General features: G+C 38.9%; 7 protein-coding genes. 1 reads left to right on the top strand and 6 read right to left on the bottom strand.

The genetic code is table 11. From position 1 onward, the window contains the following. The first annotated feature begins 113 nt into the window (after positions 1-113). Positions 114-707: a Uma2 family endonuclease gene (locus IQ274_RS10815; RefSeq protein WP_163929143.1), complete on the top strand. Its 594-nt coding sequence runs from the start codon at positions 114-116 to the stop codon at positions 705-707. 60 nt (positions 708-767) lie between these two features. Here IQ274_RS10815 and IQ274_RS10810 read toward each other — a convergent pair whose 3' ends face one another. The 6 genes from IQ274_RS10810 to IQ274_RS10785 form a co-directional block, all read right to left on the bottom strand. Next, positions 768-1,196 carry a hypothetical protein gene (locus IQ274_RS10810; RefSeq protein WP_163929144.1) on the bottom strand — a complete coding sequence of 143 codons (429 nt, stop codon included), beginning with the start codon at positions 1,194-1,196 and terminating at the stop codon, positions 768-770. A 25-nt stretch (positions 1,197-1,221) separates the two neighbouring features. Next, entirely contained in the window at positions 1,222-2,940 is a 1,719-nt protein-coding gene (locus tag IQ274_RS10805; protein WP_194142247.1) for a GUN4 domain-containing protein, read from the bottom strand. 30 nt (positions 2,941-2,970) lie between these two features. Next, positions 2,971-4,998, bottom strand: a complete 2,028-nt coding sequence (locus IQ274_RS10800; RefSeq protein WP_194142246.1) for an ABC transporter ATP-binding protein/permease — start codon at positions 4,996-4,998, stop codon at positions 2,971-2,973. Positions 4,999-5,201: 203 nt separating this feature from the next. After that, positions 5,202-6,380: a 2-isopropylmalate synthase gene (locus tag IQ274_RS10795; protein ID WP_163929147.1), complete on the bottom strand. Its 1,179-nt coding sequence runs from the start codon at positions 6,378-6,380 to the stop codon at positions 5,202-5,204. A 65-nt stretch (positions 6,381-6,445) separates the two neighbouring features. Beyond that, a complete protein-coding gene (locus tag IQ274_RS10790) occupies positions 6,446-10,654 on the bottom strand; it encodes a non-ribosomal peptide synthetase (RefSeq protein WP_194142245.1) in 4,209 nt (1,402 codons plus the stop codon). Further along, the gene (locus IQ274_RS10785) at positions 10,651-18,387 is read right to left on the bottom strand and encodes a non-ribosomal peptide synthetase (RefSeq protein ID WP_194142244.1); all 7,737 of its coding nucleotides are present in this window, start codon (positions 18,385-18,387) and stop codon (positions 10,651-10,653) included. The genes IQ274_RS10790 and IQ274_RS10785 overlap by 4 nt, the downstream gene beginning before the upstream one ends. Positions 18,388-18,472: the final 85 nt, after the last annotated feature.

The raw sequence follows: 18,472 nt of genomic DNA, 5'->3' as shown, positions 1-18,472 counted from the left end.
ATTTTAGGTTAAGTTGACTAAAGCGAAATATCTTGCTAATATCATACTATTTTTTCTGTGTCAAGTAAAACTGGCTAAAATATTAATTACTTCTCGCAATTGTGAAACAAGCCATGCAAAACACAGAAACGACGTTAAGGCTTCGCCTGTGGACAGTTGAAGAATACCATCGGATGGCTGAGGCTGGGATTTTTGGTGCAGATGAACGAGTAGAACTCCTAGAAGGAAAGATTATTTGGATGATTGCTAAAGGGACAGCCCATCGTTCAGCAGTGGGAAGAACAGATAGATTACTGCAAAATAGTTTGAGGAATCGGGCTTGGGTATGTATTCAAGACCCAGTAAAGTTAAACGCACGATCTGAACCAGAACCGGATATAGCTGTCGTTAAAGTAGATCCACTAGACTATGCAGATCACCATCCCACTCCAAAAGAAGTTTATCTGATTATTGAAGTAGCAGATAGCAGCCTGAAACTAGATTGTGAAATCAAAGCTCAAGCCTACTCGCAAGCGGGAATTACAGATTATTGGGTGTTAGATGTGGTTAGTCGTCAATTGCACGTCTTTCGAGAACCAACTCAGGATGGCTATCAAAGTGAAGTGATTTTGGCAGAAGATGCGACTATTTCACCTTTAGAGTTTCCTGATTTGAGCATTACAGTTTTAGAAATGTTACCGCCCGTAATTGTAATTGCTGAAAGTTAATTTTATCAAAAATAACGTGTTTAAGCCCGCCGTAAGCATACCCAGAGTGACAAAATAAAGTTACTTTCTAATATTAATATTATTTATTTTTGTCCCAAGAATTGATTGCTCTTTATCCTTCATTAAAAATTTAGAACTATTAATTTTCATAACTTCATAATTTTCTACCATAAGTACCGAACCTAAAGTAGCAATCATATCTGCAATAGATATCTTAAAAACTAGTGGTATCCTTAAATTCAAAAAGGATTTTGGCATAGTTTTAACATTTAAATACAATTTTTTTTGACTTACGTACCATACCCCGGTAAATTTATTCCCTGTTATAAGTTCTTTAGGTTTAGAGAAAAGCAATGTTTGAACCGTGGTTTGTTCATAAGTCATATCATCTTTAAATTCAATAGTAACTTTTTCGGAGGACGTATCAAAACGCCATTTCCCAAAAAGTAAAATTTCTATTTCTATATCAGAATGCTTACTATTACTCATGTTTATCCTCAAATTAGCTTTAGCTCTAATTTTTCCTATTCTTAATAAATGTGCGATTATCGCATAAGAAAGTTTCTTGACAAGTTTTTATACGAGAAAAGAATAAATGCATCTGCCAAACTAACCAAGACTTGACCCGCCAAGCTCCCATTGAAAGGTGTTCTGTAGATGATTTTTGGGCTAAGTCAAAACTATGTTGATCGTAGTGTAACCATTGGGCTGGCAAGTGTCCCATCGGTGTCATAGGTGACAATTTAAAAGTTAGTTGCTCATAGTCTAACCAGTTTCCCTCTTTTCGCCAACCAAGGCGATCGCCAAGTCTTTTTTCTGTTTCGTAGTCTACCTGACCACCCATTTCACTCCAGATAGTTTGCTGAACAGTGAAGCCGAAATAGCCATAACTATATTGATCCCAAAGTTGATCGATAGTATGAAGGTCTTGACAAGAAAAGTTATCAATATCTTCCTTATAAACTTCATTCCAATAATTTTTACTCATGACTTGTAGCATTATTTTAGTGGTTTCAATATCAGCCTCTTTCCAGTGATGTTGTGCTAGGAGATCCCGCAATTGGGTATAATCAATAGCTTTATTGCTGGGAATTTTTTTTGGCAACGTAACATTATTATTAGTTAGCCCTATCAATCCTGTTTCTTCAACAGGAGATAGAGAATCTGTAGAGACAAAATTTACTTCTGCTATACTTAGCGCTTTTCTTTGATCTGTTAGTTGCTTGGATATATAGTTAGATATTAAATCAATGCCCTTGTCTAAAAAGACATCATTTTCACTCAAATCAAAATTATGGATTTGCCAATCTAATAATTGAGATTGAATAAAAGCATCTTTTAATCTGGCTTTTTTCTCATAACTTGTCACCATGAAATCGAGAAAACTTTCAGAAATAGCCTCGTTTTTTTCCAGGTTAAATAAGTTTGATTGATGCTTTAAAATATTATCACCTAAATTTTTAATATCTCCAACAGTTGCATAAAAATATTCATCTACTTTTATGACTTCATCTATTAAAGATTGAAAGGGACTAAAGTAATCTTGTAAAGAATTTTCAATGTTGATTGCAGTGTGGGCAATTTTAGCTATTTCCTGACGAATTTTATAAGCTTTTCTTTGATATTCGTAAATCTCTTGATATACTTCTAAATCTTTTACTATTTGTTGAACAACTTCTTTTTGATTTTTTGTATCTTCTGCAAGATTTTTAATTCCTTCACCAAGCAATTTTATTTTTTCTAGCATTAAGAAATAAGCATTACTCAGTAGCAAAACTGCTTTGAGATTTTCTTGCTTTTCCCATGTTAGCTCATCAAGTATTTTCGGATTGTTATGATTTTTTAGCTCTAATTTACTTCTTTCGTCTTCTAAGCTTTTTATAGCCAAATATTTTTGTTTAAATAATTCTTTTAAGTCATCCGCAAGATTTAATAAAAAATCATGATAATTATCTTTGTAATTTTCTAAAAAATCAATAATATGACTGTAATCTTTAATAAATAATTGGATTTCCTCAAAAACTTCTCCTTGGCTAATTTCTTCTTTTCGCTTAATTATCCCGCCAAGCTGATGACGATATCGAACGCCTTCTTTAATTAATCTTTGACGTTCTCTAATTTTTTTCTGAACTATTTTTACAGCATTATTTTTTAGAACTGGTAATTGATAGGTTCTTTCATAAATTGAAATAGTCTTGTAAGTAATTAGTTGTCTTTGCTGTTTAGTTAGCATGACCTTGATTTTAAAAAGTAAAAATATTCGTTAAGCTCGTACCCATTTCAACACCTTTGGGTCTTTGTCATAGCGGTAGGTAAAGCCATCATTAGCAGTAATGGACTTCCCAAGGCTAGCCTTGCTTCTGATGGTGTTAATGCTACAGTCTGTTAATATCTGCATTTCTTTATGAGAAAGACCTTCGACTGTATCTATCTCAATAGATGTTTCTGGTTTAGCTTGGGATTCATTGTTGGGTAAAACATCTATTGTGATTTCAGGCTTTTTAGGAAGATTAATGACAACTTCTTTTGCTTTTTGTAGTTGATAATCCTGTATGCTAATAATTTGCCAGCTAGAATCTCCTGATAGTTCCAAAACCCATTGATGATAATTAAATAAACTTTCTCTATGTCCAACACTGATAAAAGTTGTTTTTGTGTCTTGCAACTGTTGATATAAACTCTCTTCATTTTTCAAATCTAAAGCACTTGTTGCTTCATCTAATATAGTAAATCTAGGATGAGTAATTAGTAGTCGTGCAAATGCAAGGCGTTGTTGTTCTCCTAGTGATAATATGTTCTCCCAAGGAACTTCTGTATCAAAGCCATCTACTCGACTCAACAAGTTTTGTAGGTTGACTTGTTGCAAAACTTCTTTGAGTTCTGCATCGGTCATCTTACGAGTTGTATTGGGATAGAGCAATTGTTCACGCAAAGTTCCCAAAATTATATAAGGACGTTGGGGCAAAAATAACACTTCTTCTAATGGAGGTCGCACCAGACGACCAGTACCTGCATTCCACAAGCCAGCGATCGCTCTCAGCAGAGAACTTTTACCTCGACCACTTGGCCCAACAATCAATAAACCTTCTCCAGGTTGAACCTCAAGTGACAAATCTTCAACAATCACCTGTTCATAGTTGGGTGTTTGTAAAGTGATATTCTCAAAAGCGAGATGGTTTTCTTCTATTGTTTTAATAGTACTTACTTTCTCTGGTTCTTTGGTAACAAATTCTAACGCATCTGTAAACTCACCCAAACGTTTAACGTAACTAGAAAATCGTCCTGAAGTTGCAAATTCTCTAATTAATTCTGCCATAGCAGTAGCAAACAAATTACAAGCTAAACTGGCTTGAGCAATTTCTCCAAATTCAATTTCACCTTTAATCTGTAAAGGACCGAATACTATAAATGGAAATATTTGGATAACCGCCTGATATCCTCTATTAAAAATATCCTGAGTTAACTCCCAATTAATCTTGCGTTTAGCACTGTGAATAATATTATTAAATCTTTGCTGGATTATATTTAGTTCTTTTTTTTCTCCCTGAAAGAAAGCTATTGATTCAGCGTGATTACGTACATGAGTCAGGCTATAAGCATAGTTTGCATCAAATTCGAGTTCCTCTTGTTTAATTTTATTCAATTCTTGAGCCAAATAAACAGCAATTAAATTGCCTATTATCGTATAAACAACCAATACAACTGCAACAAATTGGGAAAGAGACCAGATAATTATTAAAAAAGTTGCCATTTCCAGCACTTTTTCTAGGAAAGTAGCCGAAAACGTGAGAGCATTTCTGATTAAAGGTTCAATTTCTTGGGATATTCGTTGATCTGGATTATCAATATCGGATTTGAAATTGATTTTATAATAGGCACGATTGCTTAAATATTTTTCTAAAACATGATTATTTAGCCATTGATACCAATCAAGAGCGATTTTTTTTCTAACAAATTTAGAAAATCCTACTAAGAGTGTTACGCAGATAAGGGCAGCACCATAAACTAATAATGTATTAATAAATTCATTAATATCTTTTTCTTCAGTAATGATATCTAGCAAATAGCGGCTAACAAAACTATTAAAGGCAGTTACGCCGACAAGCATTATTATTAATAATATCAGGATAATGAGCATTCCCCATGCACGAATCACGTCTGAAAATGCTCGTCCCCATGCCTCTGTGGGATACCAGTAAGGGTCTGCGATCGCTTTGATATCTTCCCAAAATTGAGTAAAAGCTGAAGGGGTATTGGTTAGGGATTGATTATGAACGGTTTTAGATTGCATATTCTAGAAATCAGTTAAGACTCTTGAGGCTGACTGAATAATTTTGGTATTTTACTATATTGACTACATTCTTTGTTTTGCAATGCTTTTAGGGTTTTACAGTAATGTGCAAACAAAGTCTATATGTTTTAGCTGTAGGATGTAGCTCGCGGATATTTTTTCCCATCCCATGAGAGTAGCGAGCTACTATACGAGAGCATAGATTATTTAAAGACCCCATTTTTCCATAACTCTAATACCTCGTTGGCTGTAAAATAACGTTCTTGCTCAACAGCAAGAGATTTGATCACTGAGCGCATTTTTTCATATTGATTTCTGGGTTGGGGATTTTGTAATTGCTTTTCAAATAGATATTGAAAATTACTGACTCCACTCCATTTGCCGAAGAGAACTTCTATAGTGCTGTAACGCAAAGCAGCGTAGCTTTGAGGATCGCTAAACAAAGAATTGACATGGATACCTGATTCGTGGCGTTGAGCAGTTTGAGAGTAAGGGGGAGCAGGACGAATCCCCAGTTGCTCAATGTAATTAGTCACTGCGGCGATCGCATCATAATTAATCCCTTTGACTTCGATTCCGAAACGGACTCGCAATCCATTTAATACCTGCTCGATCGCAACATTTCCAGCTCTCTCACCAATCCCGGAAAATGTACCCGATACTAAAGTCGCTCCAGCCATAACGGACTGGAGAGTATTTTCGAGAGCCAAGCCCATGTCATTGTGGTAGTGTACCCCGAAAGCAACGCCTGTTGTACGTTGGAGCAGATCATTAACCCAGATATAGCTCTTTTCTGGACTGAGGATTCCGACTGTATCACAAAGCAAAAAGTGTTCAATATAAGGGCTACATGAGCGGATACATTGCACTAAAAAGTCAAAATCGGCTCTTGAGGCATCCTCGGCGGCAAAATCTACCCTAAGACCAGCAACCTTAGTGGCATAGCGCAAATTTTCGACAATTGTATCAATAGCGTTTTGGCGAATTATCTCGATTACTTTTTTAGGGATATCGTCATCAATGGTTTTTCCTTTAAACTCATTCAACAAACGGATCTGAGGATCTCGCAAAAACAGCAGGCGATCGGAAAGACCATAAAAAAGAATAATGCGCTTAACTCCGTACATTTTGGCTTTATCAATGTACTCCTTTCCCATTAAGGTACAAGCAGTGATCAGACTATCCAATCCCTCTAATACTAATGATTTGACTAATTCTTCTTCTTGTTTACAAACACTGGGCATGATAGCGAGTCCATGTACTCCCGTTTGAGCAATGGAATAGGCAAGTTTTTGTTTAGTTGGATAAGAGAAGAAGATGCCTGCTTGTTGTTCTCCATCACGCAGGGTTTCATCGGAAATTCTGATAGAAGTAGTTTCCATTATACCTATTGCAGAATCATTTTATAGTGGACTAAAAAAGGGTAAGAATAGACTATTGAAATACTCTATTCTGCTGTATTTACCATCAAATTATGTAATTGTGCGGCTAATAGTTTGACATTGGGTTCATAAAGCATTTGTCCGTGGTTTCCAGGTACAGAAATTACTTTGACAGGCTTTTGAGTATAGGTTTGCCATCCCCAATCGGGTAGATCGTAATCAGAAAAAGCTTGGAGTTCTTGCAAGACAATCTCCTTAACTTCTTGAGCGCGGAATAAAACAATAGGAGCAGAAATTGGATGAGAAGGCTGATAATTTGCGTAATTGAGCGTTAGCACTTTCATCACTTTCATATTGGTTTTGAGTAAAGAAAGGGTGGAGTGTTCCGGTAAAACATTATTTTGGTACAAATACTCTGCTGCTAGATTCCACCTAGCCAGATCATTAGGTTGAGCAGCTAAATCGTCGTATTGTAGTCTTAAAGAAACTCCCTTTAATACTTCAATTCGTCGAATTAATTGCCAGATCCAATCAAGCTCTGCTCTATCAGTAAAATACTCAGGCTGAGAAACCAGTCCAGCATCCAAGATAGCTAGTAAACTTACCGTTTCACCTTGCTGTTCGAGTTGGGAAGCAATTTCAAAAGCAACGGCACAACCTGAAGAGTATCCTGCTAATATATATGGGCTTTTCGCTTGCTGTTGACGCAATATATCAATCAATTGATTTGCATGGGTTACTACTGATTCAGGGAGTGCGCTAGAGCCGTCTCTTCCTGGAGTTTCGAGTCCATATACTGGTCGCTCAGTTCCTAAATTGATGGTCAAATCTCGAAAATAGAAGCCATGTCCGTTTGCGCCAGGAAGAAAAAATAGAGGGGTTGCATTTCCTTGAGGTTGGAGTAAAAGTAAATCGGGATTTGACTGTTGAAGCTCAGTATTACAGAGTTGTTCTGCGAGTTGAGCAATAGTAGGATTCTGAAATAAACTACTTAAAGAAAGATGTTGCCCAAACACCTGTTGAATATTATTGAGCAGTTTGATTGCTAATAAAGAATGACCGCCCAAATCGAAAAAGTTATCATGAATCCCAATATCTTGATGTTCGAGTACAGCAGACCAAACTTGCGCCAGTTGTTGTTCAATTTCGTTACGTGGAGCTACATATAAGCCCTCAATTACTCCATTTGGAGTAGGTAAAGATTTCCGGTCAACTTTGCCATTGGGAGTTAAAGGCAACTCATCCAATACGATGATCTGAGCCGGAATCATATAATCGGGCAGACAGGATTTTAGATGATTTTTTAATTGGGTAGACAAATCATTATTGATTCCCGTTACATAAGCAATTAAACTCTGGTTACTCTCAGTTTTATATAAGGTGACAATTGCTTCTTTAACTAATGAATGTTGCAACAAAATCGATTCAATTTCACCGAGTTCAATTCTAAAGCCCCGTAATTTAATCTGATCGTCTATTCGACCCAGATATTCAAGGTTTCCGTCAGATTTCCATCTTGCTAAGTCGCCAGTTTTGTAAATTCGCTCAATTTGACCGAATAATTCAATTTTGATAAATTTTTCGGCTGTTAAATCTGGACGATTTAGATAGCCTCGTGCCAAACCCACACCAGCGATGCATAATTCTCCAGGTATGCCAGGAGGTAATGGTTGGTTGTGAGGATCTAATATATAAACGCGGATATTAGATAATGGTTGACCAATCGGTGGTTTCTTTCCATTAGGATGACAAAGTGCGATCGCAGCATTAACCGTAGATTCTGTAGGCCCGTAACAATTGAATAAATACTGCTCTATTCCCCACTGTGCCACCAATTCTGCTGAACAAGCCTCACCACCAACAGTTAGACACTGCAAATCGGGTAAGGTTGCTTGAGGCAAGACAGATAAGGCTGAAGGAGATAAAAATCCGTGTGAAATTTTATGATGAGTTAAGAAGTCAACTAAAATTTGACTGGGTAACAAGGTTTCTTTTTTAGCAAGATACAAGCAAGCACCAGTGACGAAGGTAGTCGCAATTTCAGCAACAGATAGATCAAAACTAAAGGAACCAAACTGAAGTAAACGGCTGTTTTGTTTAACTTGAAAAGTTTCAGACCAAGCCAAGCTTAAATTGACAATTGCTTGATGCTCAATCATTACCCCTTTTGGTCGCCCCGTCGAACCAGAAGTATAGATTACATAAGCCAAATTATTAGGCGTACTTTGAGGGCTAGGATTTTCTTTTAACGTAGTAAAAGTTTCCTGATCCAAACAAATTACTTGACAGGGTTTTTTCAGTTCAGCGATTGGTAATTGATTTAGCAGAAAACTTTGGGTCAGCAACACTGATGTCCCAGAATCTTCTAACATGAACTCAATACGCTCTTTAGGATAGTTGGGATCAATCGGCACATAAGCCCCGCCTGCTTTCAGGATAGCGAGTACACCGATAATCATTTCACTAGACCGTTCAACGCAGATACCAATTAAAGTGTCTGGTTTAATTTGGTGATTTTGAATTAGATAATGAGCAAGTTGGTTCGCTTTTTGATTGAGTTGCTGATAAGTTAAGCTTTGGGATTCAAACACCAAAGCGAGATTATTAGGGTTTTTAGCAACTTGTTGTTCAAATATATCAACTAAAGTTTTATCGTCAGGATAATCTTTTTGAGTTTGATTCCAGCGTTGCAGTTGCAGAAGTTCGGGCGCTGTCATCAAAGGTAAAGTATTGATAGGTTGTTGAGGATTATCAATAATTCCCTTCAGCAGAACTTCAAATTGTTCCGCCATTCGTTGGATAGTACCCTTTTCAAAAAGATCGGTGGCGTATTCCCAAGTTAAATATAACTGGTTATTAGATTCTATTACCATAAGTGCTAAGTCAAACTTAGCAAACGGATAGCTTAATGGAAACCATTCAATCTCTAATCCTGGCAAACTTAGGTCGGGACTTTCGTTATTTTCCAGTGCTAACATGACCTGGAATAAGGGGTTATGGCTCATACTGCGTTCTGGTTGCAACTGTTCTACCAGATACTCAAAGGGAATGTCTTGATGAGAGTATGCATCTAAACAATTTTGGCGAGTTTGTTGCAGGAACTCGATAAAACTTTGCTCAGGCTTGATTTGGTTACGCAGTATCAAAGTATTGACAAAAAAGCCAATTAATCCTTCCGTATGGCTATGGATGCGGTTAGCAATAGGAGAACCAATACATAAGTCTTCTTGGCGACTGTAACGAGAAAGCAAAATACTGAAAGCCGCCAACAAAGTCATAAATAAACTTGTCCCTTGTTGTTGACTTAGAGTTTTAATGGCAAGAGTTAAGTCAGCCGATAAAGAATAGCGATCGCGATCGCCTCGGTAGCTTTGCTGCGCTGGACGAGGATAATCGGTAGGCAACTCCAGTAATGGAAGAGCATCGCCCAGTTGATTTTTCCAGTAATTAATCTGATTTTCTAATACTTCCCCTTGTAACCAGTGGCGTTGCCAGTTTGCGTAGTCGCTATATTGAATGGGCAATGGTGCAAGTTTTGGGGTCTTACCTTGAGCAAAGGCGGTATAGACTTGCCGTAACTCACGAACAAAGATCCCCATTGACCAGCCGTCACTAATAATATGGTGCATATTGATAAGCAACACATATTTCTGCCCTTTGAGTTGTAGCAGTTTTGCTTTAAACAAAGGCCCAGTATTTAAGTCAAACGGTTCTTGAACATGAGCATCGATAAAACGCTGAACGCTTGTTTCTTGATTCCCAGTCCCTAATCCCCAGTTCCCAGTCCCCAGTACCTGGTACGTTAAAACTTCGATGTCGTCTAAATTTGCGATCGCAACCTGGGGTTGTCCCGCCACTGTGGGAAAATACATTCTCAGACTGTCATGCCGATTAAGCAGATAAGCCAAACTAGAATGCAAAGCATCAATATTGAGGTTTCCATCCAGTTGTAAAGCGATCGGCATATTATAACTAGCTGATGGCCCTTGGAGTTGCCCTAACAGCCAGAGGCGTTGTTGAGCAAAGGAAAGCGGTTTGGGGACATCATTTGGTAAAGTTGGAATTTCCTCTGCCATGACAGATCCAGCTTTGGCAGAATTTAAGAAAGCTAATATATCTGCTTTGTTGGCTTGAATTTCTTGCTTGAGTTCAGAAGTTAAGGCATTTTTACTAGTACGAAGCCGTAACTTATCATCTTCAGCCCAAATTTTGCAGCCTATGTTCTGCAAACGAAGCATTAAAGAAACTATTTGCTGATTTTGTGTCATAGTCATAGTTCAATTTCCTCTTCGTCTGAGTTTAAAGGTTGTATATCTGCTGTGGAAAAATTAACCCAAATGCAGCTATCTATATAATTTGCCAATTCGCTGAGGATAGGAGACTCAAATACTTGACGCAGTGGCAGTTCTACTTTAAAAGTGTCGCGGATGCGGTAGCACATTTGGGTGGCTAATAGGGAATGTCCTCCCAACTTGAAGAAGTTATCATGGCGGGCAATCGCTTCATATTTAAGCAGCTTCGCCCACAATTCGGCCAGCAATTTTTCTGTCGGGGTTACAGGCAATTCAATGTTTGTTGATGAAATGGTTGCATTTGGTGCGGGTAAAGCTTTGCGATCTACTTTGCCATTTGGTGTTAGCGGCAGTTTTTCTAAAACAATAAAATGGCTAGGAATCATATAATCTGGAAGAGTTTTTTCCAGATTATCTCGCCATTCTTCTAATAACGCTGGCTCAACTTGATTGGTGCGATATTGTAATGGTTGGTTAGCATAATGTTGCCAAGGTTTCAACCGCAAATTTCCCTCTTGATTAAATCTTGGTAGTGTCACCTGTCCAGGAATATTCCGTTGAAAAACAACATCGTAATCAGAAAATTCTGTGGGGCTATATTGGATAAAAGCCGTATAGGGCAAATCTCGTACTAAATTTCGGAATTCTTCGGGTTCTATCCCTGATCTGACTTCGGCAACAGCGGCTTTTAAGTCTGAAATAGTACCATCCAATTGACTAATTTTTTCTAACAGCAACATTTCTGAAGTTAGACGTGCATTCGGAATATTCTTAATACCTATAAAATCGGGTTGCTGAGTAGTTAAAATTCTCTCGATTGTTTCTAAATTAAGTTCCTCAGTTTGCCAATCTAACCATTCAGGTTCCACAATGGGAGTATCTGTTTGATCCAAATGTAAAACAACGTCATAACGAAAACGGTTCATTTCCGTCTGACCATCACCTCGTTTCAATTGAATTTGTACATGACTAATCCGAGGAAATCGTTGTTTTAGGGCGATAAATAAATCAGGGTCAATTAGTAACTCGCCTTCGGTGTGAATACTTTTTTGAATCTGTTGACGCAAATCCTTAATTGATAATTCATCAGGGGCACGATAAAATTTCACTGCGGTGTGAAAAACCTCTAGTAAATGGAGATTTCGCACATCTCCAATAAATATTTTTCCTTGATTTCTCACCGCACTAACAGCACCTCTGATAACTTCTAATAAGTAATCTAAAGAAGGAAAATACTGAATAACAGAATTGAGTATTACCAGATCATAATTATTTGTCTCAATACCGTTAAATTGGTTAGCTGCACTTTGTTTTAAAGTAACTTTTTCTTTGAGAGATTGCTGTTGAAGATGTTGTTCAATATAATGTAACCCTGCTGTGGCAATATCTGTACCCAGGTACTTTTGACAATGGGGAGCAATTTTTAACAATAACATCCCAGTCCCGCAACCGATTTCCCAGATCCGTTTGGGTGCAAGTTCCAGAATTTGGTCAATAGTTTTATCCCGCCATTCTTGCATTACAGCTTTGGGATAAGGTTTATCTGTATAACTATCATTCCAGCTAGCCAAATTCAGCGTTGGGTCATCTTCTGGATCTTGTGATTTATGGTAAGCATCATTGAAAACTTGTTGCCATAATTCTACCTGTTCACCTTGAAGGTCTTCATCCTCTGTTCCTGTTGGGACAATGTATGCTACTAGACGTTGATCGAAATCACTGTCCTCTCGGATAATGACAACTGCTTCCTGAATTTTTGAGTGTTTGAGTAAAGACGCTTCAATCTCACCTAATTCAATGCGGAAACCACGAAGTTTGACCTGGCGATCGATGCGACCTAAATATTGCAAATTGCCGTCAGGTAGCCAACGAGCTAAATCGCCAGTTTTATAAATCCGCTCAGTTTGGTTGAAGAGATTGAGGTCAATGAATTTTTCAGCACTCAAATCGGGACGATTCAAATAACCCTGTGCTAAACCCGCACCTGCAATGCAGAGTTCCCCAGGAATACCAGGAGGAAGGGGTTGGTTATAGGTGTCTAGAATATAAATCCGGGTGTTAGCAATGGGCTTCCCGATAGATACCACAGCGCCTTGAGAATAGTTTTTTCTCTCAAAATTATTTATCTGATAAATATCTGACCAAATAGTGGTTTCTGTCGGGCCATAAAGATTCCAGAGTTCAGCACTTCTTTCTAGTAGTTGATTAGCAAGTTCCCAGGTTAAAGCCTCACCGCCGCAGAGGATTTTTAGTTGTGTTGAACCTTTCCATCCGGCGGCTAATAATATGCGCCAAGTCGCTGGAGTCGCTTGCATGAAAGTGATACCATTAAGCAATTGTTCTGATAACTGTAAACTGTCAGAAGCAATTTCACGACTGACTAGAACAATTTTGGCTCCCACTATAAGAGGCAAATAAATTTCTAGTGCAGCAATATCAAAGGATATAGTGGTGATAGCCAGAAGAGTATCGGATGCAGCTATTCCAGGCTTTTCCTTCATTGAATATAAGAAATTCGTCAGTGAAGAGTGACAAACTGCTACACCTTTTGGCCTTCCCGTAGAACCAGAAGTATAAATTACATAAGCTAAATCATCAGGGCTACTTTGTAAGTTGAGATTATTTGTTGGCTGATTAGCGCATGTTTCTTTCTCTAGAAATACTACTTGACAGGGGTTTTTTAGTTTTTCTAGGGGAAGTTGCTTTTTGATGGGGTTTGTTGTTAGTAATACAGAAGTATTACTATCTTCCAGCATTAAATGAATGCGTTCTTGAGGATAACTCGGATCAATCGGCACATAAGCACCACCCGCTTTGAGAATAGCAAACAAGCCAATGACCATTAAGAGCGATCGCTCCACACAAATCGCAATTAATGGATTATCAGGTAATTGTTGCTCCCTTTTGAGTTCCAACAAATAATGGGCTAGCTGGTTAGCTTTTTGGTTGAGTTCTTGATAACTCAGGCTTTGATCTTCAAACACCATCGCAATGTTATCGGGCATTTGTGCTGCTTGTTGTTCAAACAGACTCACCAAAGTCTGATTTTTGGGATAATTGATCTTGGTTTGATTCCAAATTTGCAGTTGTTGAATTTCTGCGGTTGTGATTAAGGGTAGTTTACTGATCGGTTGTTGGGGATTTTGGGCGATTGCTTCTAGCAAGACTTCAAAGTGTCCCGCCATCCGTTGAATTGTTTCTACTTCAAATAAATCTGTGGCATATTCCCACATACAATGGAGTTGGCCGCCCCTTTCGCAAAGATCCAGTGTTAGGTCAAACTTGGCAAATGGTAAACTTTGCTCTAAATATTGAATATCCAGCCCTGGTAAACTAATATTTTTCCCTGCTTCTTGAGTATTTTGGAACACCATCATCACTTGGAATAAGGGATTATGGCTCAGACTGCGTTCTGGTTGTAACTGTTCTACTAAATACTCAAAGGGAATATCTTGATGAGCGTAGGCATCTAAGCAAGTTTGGCGGGTTTGTTGGAGTAACTGACTAAATCCTTGCTCTGGCTTAATTTTACTCCGCAATACTAAGGTGTTGACAAAAAATCCAATTAATGATTCTGTGTTGCTATGGGTGCGGTTAGCGATCGCAGAACCAATACATAAATCCTCTTGACGGCTGTAACGAGATAGTAAAATACTAAAAGCCGTTAACAGGGTCATAAACAAACTAACCCCGTGTTTTTGACTGACGATTTTGAGTTTCTGAGTCAGTTCACTGCTTAAAGGATATTCCTCACGCCCACCTTGGTAACTTTGTTGCGCTGGACGGGGATGATCGGTAGGCAAATCCAGCAATCGGGGAGCATCGCCTAGTTGTTGTTTCCAGTAATTTTCCTGGCTTTCTAAAATCTCCCCTTGTAGCCAACTGCGCTGCCAAGCTGCATAATCGCTATACTGAATCGGCAACGGTGACAAATTTGGAGTATACCCCGTAGCAAAAGCAGCATAAGCTTGTTCCCATTCGCGCTTAAACACACCCATTGACCAGCCATCGCTGATAATGTGGTGCATATTAATCATCAGTACATTTTTCTGTTCGCTAAGTTGCAGCAGTTGCGCTTTGAACAGGGGGCCAGTATTTAAATCGAAGGGTTCTTGTGCATGGGTATCGGCTAAACGTTGTACAGTTTCTGCTTGAGACTGAGGATCGAGTGACTGTAAATCTGCGATCGCTAGTACTTCTATATCCTCCGAATTTTGGACGACTACTTGCGCCTCTCCCTCCAGTGCTGGAAAATAAGTGCGTAGAATGGCATGGCGATCGAGGAGATAATCAAAACTTGCACGCAACGCCTTTATATTCAACTTGCCGTCAAGTTGCAGCGCTGTTGACATATTGTAGGTAGCCGAAGTTCCTATGCCTTCAAGTTGGTCTAAAAACCAGAGTCTTGATTGGGAAGATGACAAAATTTTGGGAGCATTTTCAGGCTGTGGTGTAATCGGTGGTAAGGCGACACTCGAAGTAGCCTTGTCAATTTCCCCAGCCAAATCAGACAAAACACTTTGCTCAAATATCTTGCGGACGGCTACTTCTACTCCAAAACTGTCACGAATGCGGGCAACCAATTGGGTTGCTAACAGGGAATGTCCACCCAATTCAAAGAAGTTATCTTGACGACCAATAGACTTAGCTTTTAAAAGACTTTGCCATAAAGTAGCCAGCAGTTCTTCAGTTGGAGTAACAAGGGCTTCAAAGTTAGTAGAAGTAGCTGTATCTGGTGCTGGTAATGCTCTACGATCTAGCTTACCGTTAGGGGTAAGGGGCAACTGATCCAATACCATAATCTGGCTAGGAATCATGTAATTCGGCAGGTGAATTTTTAGGTAGTCTTTGAGTTGACTGCTTAAATTGCTGGATTTTTCCGATGCCGTGACATAAGCTACTAACCTGGGATTATTATCAGTTTCATATAAAATAACAACAGCTTCTTTAACTAAAGAGTGCTGCAATAATAGCGATTCAATCTCACCAAGTTCGATTCGGAAGCCCCGTAGTTTAACTTGATCGTCAATGCGACCGAGATATTCAAGATTTCCATCGTCTCTCCATCTTGCTAAGTCGCCAGTTTTGTAAATTCGCTCAGTTTTGCCAAATATTTCAACTTCAACAAATTTTTCGGCGGTAGTTTCTGGACGATTGAGATAGCCTCGTGCTAAACCCACTCCAGCGATGCACAATTCCCCAGGAAGCCCAGGCGGTAATGGTTGATGATGAGCATCTAAAATGTAGATGCTGTTATTAGCTATAGGTTGCCCAATGGAAGGTTTTTTCCCATTCGGTTCACAACTAGATATACTGGCGATAACCGTCGATTCCGTCGGCCCATAGCAGTTAAAGAAACGTCTTTCTGTGCCCCATTGTGTAACCAACTCGGCTGCACAAGCTTCACCACCAACGATTACGGCTTGCAAATCCGGTAACGAGGCTTGAGGTAATACATATAAGGCGGAAGGAGATAAGGTGAAATGGGAAATTTTGCGATCGCGCAATAAGTCAACTAAAGTTTGACTAGGTAACAAAGTTTCTTTCTTAGCTAAGTACAAACAAGCACCTGCGGATAAAGCAGTGGCAATTTCACCAATAGACAAATCGAAACTAAAAGAGCCAAACTGAAGCCAACGGCTATCGTATTGAACTTGAAAAGTTTCAGCCCAGGCTAAACTTAGGTTGACAATTGCGCGATGCTCAATCATTACCCCTTTGGGTTGTCCCGTTGAACCAGAGGTATAAATTATATAAGCTAAATTATCAGGAGTACTTTGAGGATTGGGATTATCTGTTAATGCTGAATTAAAATTTTCTCGATCTAAACAAATGATCTGGTGTTTCAGTTTAGTTAAAGGTAATTGCTCTTTGAGGTGACTTTGGGTTAGCAACACCGATGTCCTAGAATTTTCTAACATGAACTCAATTCGTTCTTGAGGATAATTTGGATCAATCGGCACATAAGCTCCACCCGCTTTGAGGATACCGAGGACACCAATAATCATTTCTAAAGAACGTTCAACGCAGATACCAATTAAAGTATCTGGCTTAATTTGATAATTTTGAATTAAATAATGAGCTAGTTGGTTTGCTTTTTGATTAAGTTGTTGGTAGGTTAAGCTTTGAGATTCAAATACTAAAGCGAGATTATTAGGGTTTTTGGCAGCTTGAGCTTCAAACAAGTCAACCAAAGTTTGATTCAGGGGATAATCAGTTTTAGTTTGATTCCAGTTTTGGAGTTGCTGACGTTCGCTTTCTGCTATTAATGGCAGATTATTAATGTTTTGTTGAGGATTATCAACAATTCCCTGAAGTAAAACGGCAAAATGCCCCGTCAGCCGTTGAATGGTTTTAGCGTCAAACAAATCGGTTGCGTATTCCCATTCTCCTACCAAGCCTTGAGGAGTTTCACGGAACATCAGCGACAAATCAAACAGCGTCGTTGTGTTTTCCCACTTGAAACGGGTTAGGGTTAATCCAGGAATTTCTAATTTCTCTTGGGTTTCATTTTGCAAACCAAACGCCACTTGAAACAGAGGATGATGAGAAAGCGATCGCTCTAAACCCAATTCATCGACTAGTTTCTCAAAGGGTAAATCTTGATGGTCATAAGCATCTAGGGTTACTTGCTTGACTCGTTCGAGTAATTCTAAGAAACTTGGATTCCCTTGTAGATTGGTACGTAATGCCAAGGTATTGACAAAAAAGCCAATTAGGGATTCTGTCTCACGACGGTTGCGATTAGCGATCGCAGAACCAACTACAATATCCTGTTGACCACTGTAGCGCGACAATAACAGCGTAAATGCTGCAAGCATTGTCATAAACAGGGTAGTTCCTGACTCCTGACTCAAACGCTTCAACTTCTCCGTTAAATCTTGATTGAGTTCTAAAAACTCACTCCGTCCCCTAAAACTTTGCACTGATGGGCGGGGTCTATCTGTGGGAAATTCTAACAGAGGCGGGACTCCGGCTAATTGTTTTTGCCAGTAATTGAGTTGGGTTTGCAGTACCTCTCCCTGCAACCATTGTCTTTGCCAGTGGGCGAAATCGGCATATTGTAGAGATAATTCCGGTAAAGGAGAAGGTTTTCCAGCGCAGAAAGCAGTATAAAGGCTGAACAATTCCCGGCGAAAGATGTCCATTGACCAGCCATCACAAACAATATGATGGATAACCAGCAACAGCAGATGAGATTGATCGGCCAGTTGCAACAACTTTACCCGCAGCAAAGGAGGATTTGATAAGTCAAAGGGCTGTTGTAATTCTTCTGCTGCTAACTGCTGCGCCTTGCTTAACTGGTCTGCTTGTGTCAATTGTCGCCAATCTAGCAGTTGCATTGTCAGTTGAGGATGAGCATGAATCAACTGTATCGGTGACTCATCGGCAACATAGAAACTAGTACGTAAGACCTCATGACGTTGGACAATTTCTGCGATCGCTTTTTCTAACGCACTTATATTCAAAAATCCGCTAATTTGCCAGAAAAACGGTACGTTATAGACACAATTTTCGCCTTCTAGTTGGTCGAGAAACCACAGTCTTTGTTGAGCAAAGGAGAGGGGAAGGTGTTGCTCTCTTGATACGGGTGTTAGGGGTGGAGTTAGCCTGTTATTATTTTGTGCAGATTGTTGCTGCTTTTTCAGCTTTTGTAAAACTAATTCTCGCTTTTCTGGTGAAAGTCCTTCTAGACGTTTTAGTATATCGCTCATAATATTTATTGTTTAAAATTAATTTTTTATCGAACCACAGAGACGCAGAGAACACAGAGAGATAACAAAAATATTGATTAGTTGA

Origin of the sequence: Nostoc sp. LEGE 12447 (assembly GCF_015206985.1) — a bacterium.
In the GTDB taxonomy this organism is placed as follows: Bacteria; Cyanobacteriota; Cyanobacteriia; order Cyanobacteriales; family Nostocaceae; genus Nostoc.
The sequence above is the reverse complement of the archived record's forward strand: the minus strand, read 5'-3'. Positions and strand labels throughout refer to the sequence as shown.

Excerpts from the sequence above, each read along its gene's own strand:
- IQ274_RS10810 (WP_163929144.1), bottom strand. The coding sequence starts at position 1,196 with ATGAGTAATAGTAAGCATTCTGATATAGAAATAGAAATTTTACTTTTT.
- IQ274_RS10790 (WP_194142245.1), bottom strand. The coding sequence starts at position 10,654 with ATGACTATGACACAAAATCAGCAAATAGTTTCTTTAATGCTTCGTTTG.
- IQ274_RS10785 (WP_194142244.1), bottom strand. The coding sequence starts at position 18,387 with ATGAGCGATATACTAAAACGTCTAGAAGGACTTTCACCAGAAAAGCGA.
- IQ274_RS10795 (WP_163929147.1), bottom strand. The coding sequence starts at position 6,380 with ATGGAAACTACTTCTATCAGAATTTCCGATGAAACCCTGCGTGATGGA.
- IQ274_RS10815 (WP_163929143.1), top strand. The coding sequence starts at position 114 with ATGCAAAACACAGAAACGACGTTAAGGCTTCGCCTGTGGACAGTTGAA.
- IQ274_RS10800 (WP_194142246.1), bottom strand. The coding sequence starts at position 4,998 with ATGCAATCTAAAACCGTTCATAATCAATCCCTAACCAATACCCCTTCA.
- IQ274_RS10805 (WP_194142247.1), bottom strand. The coding sequence starts at position 2,940 with ATGCTAACTAAACAGCAAAGACAACTAATTACTTACAAGACTATTTCA.